Source organism: Caballeronia sp. LZ034LL (assembly GCF_031451215.1).
In the GTDB taxonomy this organism is placed as follows: Bacteria; Pseudomonadota; Gammaproteobacteria; order Burkholderiales; family Burkholderiaceae; genus Caballeronia.
Window position 1 is genome coordinate 542,713 of sequence record NZ_JARUXR010000001.1, and the last position, 15,704, is coordinate 558,416.

The 15,704-nt window shown below is 63.8% G+C and carries 13 protein-coding genes; 3 read left to right on the forward strand and 10 right to left on the reverse strand.

Features of this window, described 5'->3' with window-relative positions; translation table 11 throughout:
- Window positions 1-39 precede the first annotated feature (39 nt).
- From QCE83_RS02505 to QCE83_RS02545, 9 genes are all read right to left on the reverse strand, one after another.
- Window positions 40-2,106: an ABC transporter ATP-binding protein gene (locus tag QCE83_RS02505; RefSeq protein ID WP_309807432.1), complete on the reverse strand. Its 2,067-nt coding sequence runs from the start codon at window positions 2,104-2,106 to the stop codon at window positions 40-42.
- Window positions 2,103-2,969, reverse strand: a complete 867-nt coding sequence (locus QCE83_RS02510; RefSeq protein WP_309807433.1) for an ABC transporter permease — start codon at window positions 2,967-2,969, stop codon at window positions 2,103-2,105. Before QCE83_RS02510 ends, QCE83_RS02505 begins: the two co-directional genes overlap by 4 nt.
- Window positions 2,966-3,997, reverse strand: coding sequence for an ABC transporter permease (locus QCE83_RS02515; RefSeq protein ID WP_309807434.1), 1,032 nt, complete (start codon window positions 3,995-3,997; stop codon window positions 2,966-2,968). The genes QCE83_RS02510 and QCE83_RS02515 overlap by 4 nt, the downstream gene beginning before the upstream one ends.
- Window positions 3,998-4,019: 22 nt before the next feature.
- Window positions 4,020-5,684, reverse strand: coding sequence for an ABC transporter substrate-binding protein (locus QCE83_RS02520; protein WP_309807435.1), 1,665 nt, complete (start codon window positions 5,682-5,684; stop codon window positions 4,020-4,022).
- 138 nt (window positions 5,685-5,822) lie between these two features.
- Window positions 5,823-6,305, reverse strand: coding sequence for a cupin domain-containing protein (locus tag QCE83_RS02525; protein WP_309807436.1), 483 nt, complete (start codon window positions 6,303-6,305; stop codon window positions 5,823-5,825).
- 133 nt (window positions 6,306-6,438) lie between these two features.
- Complete coding sequence (fusA, locus tag QCE83_RS02530; RefSeq protein WP_309807437.1) at window positions 6,439-8,544, reverse strand: elongation factor G; 2,106 nt, start codon at window positions 8,542-8,544, stop codon at window positions 6,439-6,441.
- Window positions 8,545-8,754: 210 nt separating this feature from the next.
- Entirely contained in the window at window positions 8,755-9,234 is a 480-nt protein-coding gene (locus tag QCE83_RS02535; RefSeq protein WP_404984704.1) for a DUF192 domain-containing protein, read from the reverse strand.
- 265 nt (window positions 9,235-9,499) lie between these two features.
- Window positions 9,500-9,703, reverse strand: a complete 204-nt coding sequence (locus tag QCE83_RS02540) for a hypothetical protein (RefSeq protein WP_309807438.1) — start codon at window positions 9,701-9,703, stop codon at window positions 9,500-9,502.
- A 396-nt stretch (window positions 9,704-10,099) separates the two neighbouring features.
- Window positions 10,100-10,675, reverse strand: coding sequence for a pseudouridine synthase (locus QCE83_RS02545; protein ID WP_309807439.1), 576 nt, complete (start codon window positions 10,673-10,675; stop codon window positions 10,100-10,102).
- A gap of 221 nt (window positions 10,676-10,896) precedes the next feature.
- Here QCE83_RS02545 and icd point away from each other — a divergent pair, with 221 nt between their 5' ends.
- On the forward strand, window positions 10,897-12,153 hold the full coding sequence (gene icd / locus QCE83_RS02550) for an NADP-dependent isocitrate dehydrogenase (RefSeq protein WP_309807441.1): 1,257 nt from the start codon (window positions 10,897-10,899) through the stop codon (window positions 12,151-12,153).
- A gap of 169 nt (window positions 12,154-12,322) precedes the next feature.
- Here the strand turns inward: icd and cspD are convergent, their stop codons facing one another.
- Entirely contained in the window at window positions 12,323-12,529 is a 207-nt protein-coding gene (gene cspD, locus QCE83_RS02555; protein WP_008351201.1) for a cold shock domain-containing protein CspD, read from the reverse strand.
- Window positions 12,530-13,055: 526 nt separating this feature from the next.
- On the opposite strand from cspD, the gene clpS reads away from it, so the two are divergent.
- Both clpS and clpA read left to right on the forward strand, forming a co-directional pair.
- Window positions 13,056-13,370: an ATP-dependent Clp protease adapter ClpS gene (clpS, locus tag QCE83_RS02560; RefSeq protein WP_016344488.1), complete on the forward strand. Its 315-nt coding sequence runs from the start codon at window positions 13,056-13,058 to the stop codon at window positions 13,368-13,370.
- Window positions 13,367-15,670 carry an ATP-dependent Clp protease ATP-binding subunit ClpA gene (clpA, locus tag QCE83_RS02565; protein ID WP_309807442.1) on the forward strand — a complete coding sequence of 768 codons (2,304 nt, stop codon included), beginning with the start codon at window positions 13,367-13,369 and terminating at the stop codon, window positions 15,668-15,670. The genes clpS and clpA overlap by 4 nt, the downstream gene beginning before the upstream one ends.
- The last annotated feature ends 34 nt before the right edge of the window (window positions 15,671-15,704 follow it).

Below are 15,704 nucleotides of genomic sequence, written 5' to 3' on the forward strand. Positions count from 1 at the left end.
GTTCCGGCCAATGCTTGCGCCGGGCGGCCCGCGGCGCAATCAAATCTCCCGGCGCTGCAACGCCCGCAACTCTTCCACCGGAATGTGGCAATGAATCGCGTGATCGTTGCCGGCGGCGCGGCAGGGCGGCGTTTCGGTTTCGCACACCGCTCCGATCTTGCGCGGACAGCGCGTATGGAACACGCAGCCCGACGGCGGATGGGCCGCGCTCGGCAGGTCGCCCGACAAACGAATGCGCTGCGCATGCGTGCCGTCAAGCGACGGCGCCGACGACAGCAACGCTTCGGTATACGGATGCTGCGGGCCGCCGAAGACATCGGCGGCGCGGCCGATCTCCATGATGCGGCCGAGATACAGCACCGCGATGCGGTCCGACAGATACCTCACGACATGCAGATCGTGCGAAATGAACACATAGCTGACGCTGCGTTCGCGCTGCAGGTCGGCGAGCAGGTTGAGGATGGCGGCCTGCACGGACACGTCGAGCGCGGAGGTCGGTTCGTCGCACACGACCACACGCGGATCGCCCGCGAACGCCCGTGCGATCGCCACGCGCTGCTTCAGGCCGCCCGACAATTGCCGGGTGCGCGCGCCGAGATAGCGCGCCGGCAGCCGCACGGCTTCGGTCAGCTTGTGCAGGCGCGCCTCCTTCGCCGGGCCATGCAGCGCGGCGAGCTTCGACAGCGAACGTGCGATCAGTTGCCGCACCGAATGCGCGCGGTTGAGCGCCGAGTCCGGATTCTGGAAGACGATCTGCAACGACTTCACCTGCTCGTCGCTGCGCTGGGTGACGCGCTCGGGGAGGCTGGCGCCGTTGAGTTCGAGCGTGGCGCCCTTGTCGGGCGAGACGAGGCCGAGCAACAGCTTGGCGAGCGTCGTCTTGCCGCTGCCCGATTCGCCCACCAGCCCGAGCGTTTCGCCCTGCACGAGGTCGAGTGAGACATCGTGGACGGCGCGCACGTCTTCATCGCCGACCCGGAAGGTCTTCGACAGATTGCGCGCCGCCAGCGCAAGCTGTCCTGTGCCGTTCGCGACGGGCACCGGCGCTTCGTCGGTGGCGCGCGGCAGGTCTTGCGCACGCTCGTGATAATGGCAGCGCGCCATCTGGTCGCCGTGTGCGGCGGCGACGCGATACGGCGGCGGCGCGTCCTTGAGACAGCGCTCGTCGGCGAGCTTGCAGCGCGGCGCGAAGATGCAGCCCTGCGCGATCGCGCCCGGCAGCGGCAGCGAGCCGGGAATGGTGTCGAGCCGGCCGGTTTCCTTGCTGCGTCCCGCGCGCGGCAGGCAGCGCAGCAGACCCACCGTGTACGGATGACGCGGCTGCGCGAACACGTCGGCGGTCGCGCCTTCCTCGACGAGCTTGCCGGCATAGAGCACGCCGACACGCTCGCACATGCGCCCGATCACCGCGAGGTTGTGGCTGATGAAGAGCACGGCCGTGCCCAGCTCGGCGCGCAGCTGCGCGATCAGATCGAGCACTTCGGCCTCGACGGTGGCGTCGAGTCCGGTGGTCGGTTCGTCGAGGATCAGCAGTTCGGGATTGCAGGCCAGCGCCATCGCGATGACGACGCGCTGCTGCATGCCGCCCGACAGCTGATGCGGATAGCTTTCCATCACCCGTTCCGGCGACGCGATGCGCACGCGCCGGAGCATGTCGGCGGTGCGGGCGAGGGCTTCGTCGGCGGAGGCGCCCGTGACTTCGAACGCTTCGGAGACTTGCCGCGCAATCGTCAGCGACGGATTCAGCGCGCGCCCCGGGTCCTGATAGACCATCGAGACGGCGTTGGCGCGCATGCCGCGCAGCGCGTCGGGGCTGAGCCCGGCGACGTCGTTGCCGGCAATCGTGATCTTGCCCGCCTTCACGCGGCCGTTGCGCGGCAGATAGCGCAGCACGGCGAGCGCGGCGGTCGACTTGCCGCAGCCCGATTCGCCGACGAGCCCGTACGCCTCGCCGCGCTTCACGCGCAGGGTGACGTCCTGCAGCACGTCGCGCTCGCGTCCGCGCGACCGGTAGGCGACCGTCAGCCCGACGACGGTCAGCGCGTCGGCCTGATCGCCTTTCGCGGCGCCGAAGGTGGGGAAAGCAGAGGGCGGGGGGCCGTTCATCGGTCGAGCACTCCCTGCACGGCGTCCGCGACCAGATTCACCGCGACCACCAGCGTGGCGATCGCGGCGGCATCGAACACGACCGTCCACCACGCGCCGCCGGCCATCAGCGTGTAGCACTCGGAAAGGGCGAGACCCCAGTCGGCGGACGGCGGCTGGATGCCGAAACCGAGGAAAGAAAGCGTCGCGACGGCGAAGATCGCATAGCCGAGCCGCACGGTTGCTTCGACGATGATCGGCGGCAACACGTTCGGCAGGATCTCCGCGAACATGATGTACAGCGCGTTCTCGCCGCGCAGCTGCGCCGCGAGCACGTAGTCCAGGTGACGTTCGCCGAGCACGGCGGCGCGCACCGTGCGCGCGGTGATCGGCGCGAAGGTCAGGCCGATGACGAGGATCACCGTGGTATTGCTCGCGCCCACCGCGGCCAGCGCCAGCAGCGCGACGATCACGAGCGGCAGCGCCAGCAGCGCGTCGATGGCGCGGCCGATCACGGCGTCGACCCAGCCGCCGAAGTAGCCGACCATCAAGCCGATCGCCGTGCCCGCCGCGGTGCCGAGCAGCGTCGCGAGCGGCGCGATGGTGAGGATGTCGCGCGAGCCGACGATCACCCGCGCGAACACGTCGCGGCCGAGCTGATCGGTGCCGAACCAGTGTTCGGCGGAAGGCGGCGTGAGCGAATTGAGCGGGTCGGAGGCGAACGGGTCCTGCGGCACGAGCCAGTGGCCGAACAGCGCGCACAGCACCCAGAACAGCAGGATCAATACGCCGAGGTCGAAGCTGGCCGAACGCGCGAGCGCGCCGAGTGCCTCGTAGCGGCGCGGCGCGACGGGCGGGGAGGCCGGGGCGGTGCTTGTGCTCATGGTGCGTCTCCGCTGGATTCGGAGGTGCGCAGACGCGGATTCAGCACCACATACAAAGCGTCCGCGATCAGGTTCGCCCCGGTGTAGATCACGCCGATCGTCAGCACGCCGGCTTCGAGCATCGGAAAGTCCTTGCCTTGCGCGGCGGTGTAAATGAGTGAGCCGATCCCCTGATAGTGAAACAGCGTCTCCACCACCACGAGGCCGCCGATCATGTAGCCGAGCTGCGTGGCGGCGACGGTGATGGTCGGCAGCAGCGCGTTGCGCAGCACGTGCCGCAGGATCACGACGCGCTGCGGCAGGCCTTTCAGGATCGCGGTGCGGGTGTAGTCGGCGTCGAGCGCCTCGACCGTGCCCGCGCGCGCCATCCGCGCGATATAGCCGAAGAACACGAAGACGAGCGGCAGCACCGGCAGGACCAGATGTTCGAGCTGCGTGAAAAAGCCCGCGCCGGCGGGCGCGGTGGCTTCGATCGGCAGCCATTGCAGCCACACGCCGAAGATCAGGATCAGCACGATCGACGAGACGAACTCCGGCACGACCGTCGCCGTCAGTCCGCCGATGCTGATGAGCCGGTCGATCCAGCGGCCCGCGTGGAGCGCCGCGTACACGCCGCCCGCGATGCCGAGCGGCACCACGACGACGAAGGCCAGCGCGCCGAGCTTCGCCGAGTTCCACAGCGCGCCCGCGATGAACGGCGCGACCGGCGCGCGGAACGCATAGGACTCGCCCATGTCGCCGCGCAGGAAGTGGCTGATCCAGCCGGTGTATTGCGTGAGCAGCGGCCGGTCGACGCCCAGCTGGTGATTGAGCGCCGCGACCGCGCGGGCATCCGCGAGCGGGCCGAGGATCGCGCGGCCGACGTCGCCCGGCAGCAACTGGCCGCCCGCGAAGACGATCATCGACAGCAGCCAGAGCGTGATGAGCGCGAGCAGCAGCCGCACGCCGACGAAGCGCGCGATGCGGCGCAGTTTCGCGGCGCCGTTGCCCGGCGTGGCCACGCGCGTGGTGGGCGTGAGGGTGCTCATCGCGTGAACCTCCTTGCCGCGCTCAACCGGCCGCCACCGTCGCGCGGTCGAACCACATTTGCGAGATCGCGTTGAAGCGCACGCCCGAGACGGTCGCGCGCGTGACGATCAACTGGTCGTAGAAATAGGGAATCACGACCGGCGTTTCGTCGAGCAGCAGGCGCTGGATCTGCCCGGACAGCTTCTTCTGCGACGCGGCATCCAGTGCGGCCACGAACTGCGTGACCAGCCTGTCGTACTCCGCGTTCTTGAAGTGCGCCGCGTTCCAGGTGCCGCCGCTCGTCAGCGGCGCGTTCAGGAACACGTTCGGCACGCCGCGATGGCCGTAGTCCGTGATGCCGAGCGGCGAATCGAGCCAGTCCGACTTGCCGAAGGTCCCGGAACCGTAGTACAGGTCCTGGCTTTCCACCTTGAGCGTGATGCGGATGCCGATCGCCTTCGCCGCGTTCTGCACGACCACCGCGAGATCGGGAATCTCCATGTACTTCTCGGTGGTCAGCGTGATGTCGAAGCCGTTCGCCACGCCCGCTTCGCCCATCAGCTGTTTGGCCTTCGCGATATCGAACTTGCGCTGCGGCACGCTCAGATCGCTCGACGGAAACACCGGCGCGAACGGGCTGTCGTTGCCGACCTGCGCGCGTCCGCGGAACAGTCCCTTGACGATCACTTCGCGATTGATCGCGAGCGCCAGCGCCTGGCGCACGCGCTTGTCCTTGAACGCGCCCATGTCGCAGCGCATGTGGATCTGCCGGTGCGAACTGGACTTGGTGCCGAGCACCTTGAACTGCGGATTGGTCAGCATCGAGACGCCGCCCTGCACCGTGAAGTCGCCCATCACGTCGGCCTGGCGGCCCTGCATCGCGAGCAGTTGCGCTTGCTGGTCCGCATAGAACGAGAAGTTCACGCGATCCGGCAGCGACTTCTCCCCCCAGTAGTCGGGATTGCGCACGAACGATGCGCCGACCTTCGGCGTGTACTTCTCCAGCTTCAGCGCGCCCGTGCCCATGAAGCTTTTTTCATACGGACCGGTGAAGTTTGCCGGCAGGATCACCGCGTTATACGTATTCGAGGACACGTAATACGGGAAATTGCCGTTCGGGGCGTCGAGGTGGAATTCGACCGTGTGATCGTCGACGGCCTTCGCCGAATCCTTCGACAGCACGCCCTTCAGCACCGACAGCGCCGCCGAGCCTGCGCCCGGATCCGACAGACGGTTGAAGGTGGCGACCACGTCTTTCGCGCTCATCGGCTGGCCGTCGTGGAACTTCACGTTCGGGCGCAGCTTGAAGGTCCAGACGTCGCCCTTGTCGTTGGACTTCCACGAGAGCGCGAGCGCCGGACGCAGCGTCAGGTGCTCGCTGTCGTCGTCGATCAGGAATTCGCCGGTCTGGTTGATCAGCGCGAGACCGGCGGCGTCGGTGACGGTGAGCGGATCGACCGCGCCCGCCGGCGTCAGATGCGCGACGCGGATCGTGCCGCCCGGTTTGCCCGTGCCCTGCGCGCGCGCCGACGGCATGCCGAACAAGCCGCCGGCCGCGAGCGCGAAGCCAAGCATGCTCGCATGGCGCAGCAGCTCGCGGCGCGTGAGGCGGCCGGCCATGAATTCGTCGATCGCATGATTGCCCAGTTCTCCCGCATGCGGGCGGGCGAGGTCGAGGAGAGACGCGTCGGTGGAAGATGTCTTCATCGTGTGCGGATGTTGTAGTTGTCGCGCCCGCGCCGGGTTGCGCCGGGCGGGCGATCAGTTGAGCCGCGTCGAAAGCGCCGCCGCGTCTGGCCTGGGTAGCAAGATACGCGCCGCGCCGCCGTCCTCAGCGTGCCGCCTTCAATGGTCGTGCGGATGCTTGTGAATCGGATCGACCCAATAGACTTCCTCAGGCTGCTCCACGGCATCGATATTCAGATTCACGACGACCGCTTCGTTGTCGCTGCGCACGAGCACGCATTCGAGCGGCTCGTCGGTCCTGGCGTTGATTTCCTGATGCGGCACATAGGGCGGCACGAAGATGAAATCGCCCGGACCCGCTTCGGCCGTGAATTCGAGATGTTCGCCCCAGCGCATGCGCGCCTGGCCGCGCACGACATAGATGACGCTCTCGAGCGCGCCATGATGATGCGCGCCGGTCTTCGCATTCGGATGGATGGTGACGGTGCCGGCCCAGATCTTCTGGGCGCCGACACGCGCGGCGTTGATCGCGGCAGCGCGGTTCATGCCGGGCGTCTGCGCGGTGTTGGTGTCGAGCTGATCGCCCCGGATGACCTTGACGCCGTGCTCGCGCCAATCGATATGCTGATGTGCGTCGCTCATGTCGTGCCCGTGTCGCGGTGGGTTGTATCGTCTGCGGATAGAGAAAGTCCGTTGCGGCCAACCCAGCGCCGGCAACGGACCTCGAGGCTACAGGCATGCTACACGCATTTGCGCGCGCGCCTGCCTGGCGTTTCTACTTCGACTTCGAGTTGATGATCGCCTCGGAGACGTTCGACGGGGTCTCCGCGTAGTGCTTGAACTCCATCGTGTAGGTGGCGCGGCCCTGCGTCAGCGAGCGCAGCGACGTGGAATAGCCGAACATCTCGGCGAGCGGCACTTCGGCGCGCACCAGCTTGCCGCCGCCGCCCGCGATGTCCTCCATGCCCTGCACGATCCCGCGCCGGCCGGACAAATCGCCCATCACGTTGCCCATGAAGTCCTCGGGCGTCTCGACTTCGACGGCCATCATCGGTTCGAGCAGCACGGGCCGCGCGCGGCGCATGGCTTCCTTGAAGGCCATCGAGCCGGCCATGCGGAACGCGTTTTCGTTTGAGTCCACGTCATGGTAGGAACCGAAAGTCAGCCGCACTTTCACGTCGACGACCGGATAGCCCGCGAGCACGCCGGCCTTCAGCGTTTCCTGGATGCCCTTGTCCACGGCCGGGATGTATTCGCGCGGGATCACGCCGCCCTTGATCTGGTCGACGAACTCATAGCCCTTGCCCGCGTCCGGTTCCAGCGCGATCACCACGTGACCGTACTGGCCGCGTCCGCCCGACTGCTTGACGAACTTGCCTTCGACATCTTCGACCTTGTTGCGCACCGTCTCGCGATACGCGACCTGCGGCTTGCCGACGGTTGCCTCGACGTTGAATTCGCGCCTCATCCGGTCGACGAGAATTTCGAGGTGCAGCTCGCCCATGCCGGAGATGATGGTCTGGCCGGATTCCTCGTCGCTGGTCACGCGGAACGACGGATCTTCCTGCGCGAGCCGGTTCAGCGCGATGCCCATCTTTTCCTGGTCGGCCTTCGTCTTCGGCTCGACGGCCTGCGAGATCACCGGCTCCGGGAAGATCATCCGTTCGAGGATGATGACCTTGTTCGGATCGCACAGCGTGTCGCCGGTCGTCGCTTCCTTCAGGCCGACCGCCGCGGCGATGTCGCCCGCGCGCACTTCCTTGATTTCCTTGCGTTCGTTGGCGTGCATCTGCAGGATCCGGCCGAGGCGCTCCTTCTTTTCCTTGACCGGGTTGTAGACCGTGTCGCCCGAATTCACCACGCCGGAATACACGCGGAAGAAGATCAGCTGGCCGACGAACGGGTCCGTCATGATCTTGAAGGCGAGCGCGGAGAACGGCTCGTCGTCGCTTGGATGACGCTCGGCTTCCTGGTCGTCTTCCGTGTGACCGAGAATGGCGGGGACGTCGACCGGCGAGGGCAGGTAGTCGATGACGGCGTCGAGCATCGCCTGCACGCCCTTGTTCTTGAACGCGCTGCCGCACAGCATCGGCACGATTTCATTGGCGACGCAGCGCTTTCTGAGTGCCGCCTTGATTTCGTCCTCGGTCAGGCTCTCGTGATCTTCCAGATATTTCTCGAGCAACTCCTCGCTGGACTCGGCCGCGGCCTCGACCATCTTCTCGCGCCACTCGTGTGCGAGTTCCCTGAGGTTGTCGGGAATCTCCTCGTAGCTGAACTTGATGCCCTGGCTTTCGTCGTCCCAGACGATCGCTTTCATCTTCACGAGGTCGACCACGCCCTGGAAATGCTCTTCCGCGCCGATCGGAATCTGGATGGGCACGGCCACGCCCTTCAGGCGCTCGCCGATCTGCCGCTGCACGCGAAAGAAGTCCGCGCCGACGCGGTCCATCTTGTTGACGAACGCAATGCGCGGCACCTTGTACTTGTTCGCCTGACGCCACACGGTTTCGGACTGCGGCTGCACGCCGCCGACCGAGTCGTACACCATGCAGGCGCCGTCGAGCACGCGCATCGAACGCTCGACTTCGATGGTGAAGTCCACGTGTCCCGGCGTGTCGATGATGTTGATGCGATGTTCCGGATAGTTGCCCGCCATGCCTTTCCAGAAGGCGGTGGTGGCGGCGGAAGTGATCGTGATGCCGCGTTCCTGCTCTTGTTCCATCCAGTCCATCGTGGCCGCGCCGTCGTGAACCTCGCCGATCTTGTGCGTCACGCCGGTGTAGAAAAGGATGCGCTCGGTAGTCGTGGTCTTGCCGGCATCGATGTGAGCGCTGATTCCGATGTTCCGATAGCGCTCGATGGGAGTCTTGCGGGGCACGTGAACCTCCTGTGGATGAAACGACCGGAACAGGCAGTGCAAAGCCCGTTCCGGCCCATGCGAATCTTTGAAGAATAGCGCGTCGGCAGGCTTTTTGCAGGAATCACGGAAGGCGCGCGGCAGGTTCGGCAGGCGAAAAAAAACCGGCGGGATGCGCCGGTTTTGATCGTCGGAGGCGGTCTCTTCAGACGCTCAGCTTCACTGCACACGTCATTGCGCGCGCGGCAGCCCCTTGATCTGCATGCCCGGCTTGATGCCCTTCGCAGCGAACCAGCCCTTGCTCATTTCGAGCGCATACACGCCGTTGTTGCGCGGGCAGTGATTGTTCTCGGTTTCGGCCTGCATCTCGTCGATATCGGTGATCGTGCCGTCCGCGCGGATGAAGGCGATCGACAGCGGAATCAGCGTGTTCTTCATCCAGAAGCAATGCACGGCGTTCTCGTTGAACACGAAGAGCATGCCTTCATTCGGATTGAGCTGGCTGCGGTACATGAGGCCTTGCTCGCGATCGGCGTCGTTGGCGGCGACCGCTGCATCGATCAAGAACATGCCGGCGGTCAGCCTGGCGCGCGGGAAGTCGGAGGGTTGCTTGGCGCCGGGCGGCATGGTCTGCGCCTGGGCCGTCTGCGCGAGCGGCAGTGCCGCGCACGGCAGGGCGAGCGCGATCACGCACGCGCGCACCAGCTCGATGAGGTTGAGTCGTTGATTCCGGAAACGCGCGACGGCACGCAAGACGAGATTCACGGCAAAGCTCCCTTGTTCATTCGATTGCAACTCTGTTGCCCACTGTTGCTCACATTCTCGTTCGAGCGCGATCCGGGCAAACCCCGCGCATGTTACTCGATGCGGCAATACAAAACAAAAGGGCAGACGCCTTGCGGCGGTCTGCCCTGCAACGCCGTAAGGACGGCGGTAAGACTCGTTCTTTACAGCTATACGGCGTATTGCACCAAACTTACTGAGCTGCCGAAGCGGCTTCCGGAGCCGAAGCTGCCTTCTTGTGCGACTTCTTCGACGACTTGTGCGACTTCTTGTGAGCCGACGACTTGTGAGCCGACGAAGCAGCTGCCGGAGCAGCAGCGGCCGGAGCCGATGCGTCTTGTGCGAAAGCAGCGGTTGCGAACAGGCCAGCGACGAGAGCAGCGATCAGTTTGTTCATTCTGTAAATCCTCAGCTTGAGTTGATTTAACCAAGACGACCCGGTCATGGAGTCATGTCGGTAAACGAGCCACCTACCTTTCGGTTGACAGCCGTATCGATTGATTTAAAGACGACACGCCTGTGAACGTTGAACCTTTCAAACACCCTGGAGCACACAGCGTGCTGTAATCGGTTATTCGCTCATGCCGGATAGCTTTTCGCGGCATCTGGGGCCCTTAACGCAGCGCGCGAAGAGTCGGTTGACGCGGATTTCAGGAAATTGCACAGCAGAACCGAAAAAAATCCGGCCGACGTGAAACGCCGCGAACTGCATTAGCCGATCTTCATGACACGCGTATTCAAGCGCGCATCGACGCTCACTCAGCGAAGCATTTTTGCGAACGATGAATGGGATTCACCGAAGGCGTTGCCAGGGCGCGGCGGGCGGTACATCGACGGACTGACCCGGCGCAAGCCCGAGCGTGAAGATGTCCAGGGCGCCGATGGCAATGCGCACCAGTCGCAGCGTCGGAAAGCCGACCGCCGCCGTCATGCGTCGCACCTGGCGGTTCTTGCCTTCGGTGATGGCGAGTTCGATCCATGTCGTCGGAATCGCCGCGCGATAGCGGACCGGCGGCGTGCGTGGCCAGAGCGCCTGCGCGGCCTCATCCGCGACGAAGGCGGCGCGGCATGGACGCGTGACATAGTCGCCGAGATCGACGCCGCGCGCGAGATGCGCGAGCGCCGCGTCATCGGGCGTGCCTTCCACCTGCGCCCAGTAGCGCTTGACGAGCTTGTGGCGCGGTTCGGCGATGCGCGCCTGCAGGGCGCCGTCATCGGTGAGCAGCAACAGGCCTTCGCTGTCGGCATCGAGCCGTCCCGCCGGATAGACGCCCGGCGTGCTGACCCAGTCCGCGAGCGACGCGCGCGTTTCATGCGCGGAGAACTGGCAGATGGTGCCGAAGGGTTTGTTGAGGGCGATCAATGGCATGCGAAGCGTGCGCGGCTAAAGTGACGGGTTCGGCCCGGAGAATCCGGCATCTTAAAGCATGCGTGGCTCGGGTCCTCGCGGTCTCCGCGCCGCCCGCAGGCCGTCCGGCGTGGTTAGAATGACGGTCTCGCCATGCTGGCATGCACACACGCGCGCATGCCTGAAGGCGCGCTCTCCATCCAGTTTGCTTCCATTCAGCCCGGCCTTCTCTGGAGTCGACCATGCCGTATCAGCACATCAAGGTTCCGGCGGACGGTGACAAGATCACCGTCAACGCGGATTTCTCGCTCAACGTATCGGACCAGCCGATCATTCCGTTCATCGAAGGCGATGGCACGGGCGTCGATATCACGCCGGTCATGATCAAGGTCGTCGATGCGGCGGTGGAGAAGGCCTACGGCGGCAAGCGCAAGATCCACTGGATGGAGATCTACGCGGGCGAGAAGGCCACCCGCGTCTACGGCCCGGATGTCTGGCTGCCGGACGAGACGCTCGACGCGGTGAAGGACTACATCGTGTCCATCAAGGGCCCGCTGACGACGCCGGTCGGCGGCGGCATCCGCTCGCTGAATGTCGCGCTGCGCCAGCAACTGGATCTGTATGTATGCCTGCGTCCGGTGCGTTATTTCAAGGGCGTGCCGTCGCCGGTGCGCGAGCCGGAGAAAATCGACATGGTGATCTTCCGCGAGAACTCGGAAGACATCTATGCAGGCGTCGAATGGCCGGCGGAGTCGCCCGAGGCGAAGAAGGTCATCCAGTTCCTGCGCGACGAGATGGGCGTGAAGAAGATCCGCTTTCCGGATTCGTCGGGCCTGGGCATCAAGCCGGTGTCGCGCGAGGGCAGCGAGCGTCTGGTGCGCAAGGCGATCCAGTACGCGATCGACAACGACCGCCGCTCGGTCACGCTGGTGCACAAGGGCAACATCATGAAGTTCACGGAAGGCGCCTTCCGTGACTACGGCTACGCGCTCGCGCAGAAGGAATTTGGCGCGGAACTGATCGATGGCGGTCCGTGGATGAAGGTCAAGAGCCCGAAGACGGGCAATGACATCGTCGTGAAGGACGTGATCGCCGATGCCTTCCTGCAGCAGATCCTGCTGCGTCCGGCCGAATACGACGTCATCGCCACGCTCAACCTGAACGGCGACTACATCTCGGATGCACTCGCGGCGCAAGTGGGCGGCATTGGCATTGCACCGGGGGCGAACATGTCGGATTCGGTCGCGATGTTCGAAGCGACGCACGGCACCGCGCCGAAATATGCCGGCAAGGATTACGTGAATCCCGGCTCGGAAATTCTTTCAGCCGAAATGATGCTGCGTCATCTCGGCTGGTTCGAAGCCGCAGATCGCGTCATTCACTCGATGGAACAATCGATATTGTCGAAACGCGTGACTTACGATTTCGCCCGACTCATGGAAGGCGCGATTCAGGTTTCCTGTTCGGGCTTCGGCGAGGTGATGATCGAGAATATGTGACAGCTCACCGTTATTCGAGCGCGCATTATGAAAACCCCGAAAGACTTATGCCTTTCGGGGTTTTTATTTGGCGAATCCGCTCAATATGTGAGTCATCGCCAATGCGGAACCAGACATGAAAAAACCCGGCGCGGAGGCCGGGTTCACGAGGCAGGTTCTGATCGAACGGTCAGGCAGCGTCCTGGATGTTCGAAGCTTGTTTGCCTTTCGGTCCCTGGACAATCTCAAAGCTGACCTTCTGGCCTTCCTTGAGTGTCTTGAACCCATTCATTTGAATCGCCGAGAAATGTGCGAACAGATCCTCGCCGCCTTCATCGGGCGTGATGAATCCATAGCCTTTCGCGTCGTTGAACCATTTGACCGTACCTGTAGACATTCGTACTTCCCCTCTAACTCTCGTCGCATCCCAAGAGCCCTTGGAAAAGATTGGAACCCACCCCTCATTGCGAGTGCCCTCTTTTCTTCACTGGCTCACCTCGGGCATTTCTTATCCGTGGAGTGGCCCCCGGAAAAAAGTGCCAGTTTGATTGTTGAATCTCTTAAATCGGGTGTCAAGGAATTTTTGGGATGGCCGATAAGCTCGTTGCAAAGAGCACATTTGTAGGGGTAATTCCTGCTTTGCGTGTGCGGCGCCGTCCAAGCAGGGCACCTTGAAAAGACGCATAATCGACTCACTTGTGTGATACGGCCAGCACTCGCGGCGGGCGGCGCAGCCGGTTTTTTTGAAGCTGTGCGATACTGGGTTTGACGAGGTGCAAGCGGGCCGCGCCGGACCACAGGGGCCGCGGCAGGATTCGATGGACCTTCGCTGCGCGAGCACGTTTCCAGTCATTCATGCCGTGTCTTCGGGCCGGTGCTGGAGCGGCGATTGCGGGGATGTCCGTGTTGTTTAGAATGGGTGTATGGCGACCAATCCCAACAAGCAGGACGGCACGGTACTGGAGCGGCAGGAGCAGAAGCTCAAGAAGCCGGCCATGTACAAAGTGGTGCTGCTGAATGACGACTTCACGCCGATGGAATTCGTCGTGATGGTCGTGCAGGAATACTTCAATAAGGATCGCGAGACTGCGACGCAGATCATGCTGAAGGTTCATCGCGAAGGCAGGGGAGTTTGTGGGGTCTACACGCGGGATATTGCGTCGACCAAAGTTGAGCAAGTCGTTAGCCATGCACGGCAGGCGGGGCATCCGCTGCAGTGCGTGATGGAGGAAGCATGATTGCCCAGGAACTGGAAGTCAGTCTGCACATGGCGTTTATGGAAGCACGTCAGGCGCGGCATGAGTTCATAACGGTCGAGCATCTGTTGCTTGCCCTGTTGGACAATCCGACCGCGGCTGAGGTGTTGCGCGCCTGCGCAGCCAACATTGAAGATTTGCGGCAGAACCTGCGCAATTTCATTCATGACAACACGCCGACCGTGCCGGGCACGGACGACGTCGATACTCAGCCGACGCTTGGTTTCCAGCGCGTGATCCAGCGCGCGATCATGCATGTGCAATCGACCTCGAACGGCAAGAAGGAAGTGACCGGCGCGAACGTGCTGGTGGCGATCTTCGGTGAAAAGGATTCGCACGCGGTGTACTACCTGCAGCAGCAGGGCGTGACGCGGCTCGACGTGGTGAACTTCATTTCCCACGGCATCGCCAAGACGAACGGCGGCGAGTCCGCCAAGGCGAGCAGCGAGGCCAATCCGGAATCGGAAGACGCAGCCGCGCAGAAGGAAACACCGCTCGCGCAATTCACACAGAATCTCAATCAGCTCGCCAAGGACGGCAAGATCGATCCGCTGATCGGCCGCGAGCTGGAAGTCGAGCGCGTCGTGCAGGTGCTGTGCCGCCGGCGCAAGAACAATCCGCTGCTGGTCGGTGAAGCCGGCGTCGGCAAGACCGCCATCGCGGAAGGTCTCGCCTGGCGCATCACGCGCGGCGAAGTGCCGGATATCCTGGCGGATGCGCAGGTCTATTCGCTGGACATGGGCGCATTGCTCGCGGGCACGAAGTATCGCGGCGATTTCGAGCAGCGCCTGAAGACGGTGCTGAAGGAATTGAAGGAGCGTCCGCACGCCATCCTGTTCATCGACGAGATTCATACGCTGATCGGCGCAGGCGCGGCATCGGGCGGCACGCTCGACGCCTCGAACCTGCTGAAGCCGGCGTTGTCGTCGGGACAGCTGAAGTGCATCGGCGCGACTACGTTCACCGAATACCGCGGCATCTTCGAGAAGGACGCGGCGCTCTCCCGCCGCTTCCAGAAGGTCGATGTCACCGAGCCGTCGGTTGAACAAACCGTCGCCATCCTGCGTGGTCTCAAGACGCGCTTCGAAGAGCATCACGGCGTGAAGTACTCGTCGGGTGCGCTCTCGGCGGCCGCGGAACTGTCGGCGCGCTTCATCACGGACCGTCATCTGCCCGACAAGGCGATCGACGTCATCGACGAAGCGGGCGCGGCGCAACGCATCCTGCCGAAGTCGAAGCAGAAGAAGACCATCGGCAAGAGCGAGATCGAAGAGATCATCTCGAAGATCGCACGCGTCCCGCCGCAAAGCGTGTCGCAGGACGACCGCAGCAAGCTCCAGACGCTCGACCGCGACCTGAAGGCCGTCGTGTTCGGCCAGGATCCGGCCATCGACGCGCTGTCGGCGTCCATCAAGATGGCGCGCGCGGGTCTCGGCAAGACGGACAAGCCGATCGGCGCGTTCCTGTTCTCCGGCCCGACGGGTGTCGGCAAGACCGAAGTGGCGAAGCAGCTGGCGTTCACGCTGGGCATCGAACTGCTGCGCTTCGACATGTCGGAATACATGGAGCGTCATGCGGTCAGCCGGTTGATCGGCGCGCCGCCGGGCTATGTCGGTTTCGACCAGGGCGGCCTGCTGACGGAAGCCGTCACGAAGAAGCCGCACTGCGTGTTGCTGCTGGATGAAATCGAGAAGGCGCATCCGGACATCTACAACGTGCTGCTGCAGGTGATGGATCACGGCACGCTGACGGACAACAACGGCCGCAAGGCGGATTTCCGCAACGTCATCATCATCATGACGACGAACGCGGGCGCCGAGGCCATGGGCAAGTCGGTGATCGGCTTCACTTCGCGCCGCGAGTCGGGCGACGAGATGAACGACATCAAGCGCATGTTCACGCCGGAGTTCCGTAACCGTCTGGATTCGATCATCAGCTTCCGCTCGCTCGATGAAGAAATCATCCTGCGCGTGGTCGACAAGTTCCTCATGCAGCTGGAAGACCAGTTGCACGAGAAGAAGGTCGATGCCGTCTTCACCGACGCGCTGCGCAAGCATCTGGCCAAGCATGGCTTCGACCCGCTGATGGGCGCGCGGCCGATGCAGCGTCTGATCCAGGACACGATCCGTCGTGCGCTGGCCGACGAGCTGCTGTTCGGCAAGCTGATGAATGGCGGCCGCGTCACGGTGGATGTCGATGCCGAGGACAAGGTGCAGATCACCTTCGACGAGAATTCGGCGCCGCCGCGCAATCCGAATCCGGAGACGATCGAAGTCGAATAGGTCTTCAGAAGAGAGTAGAGAAAACGGCGCGAGT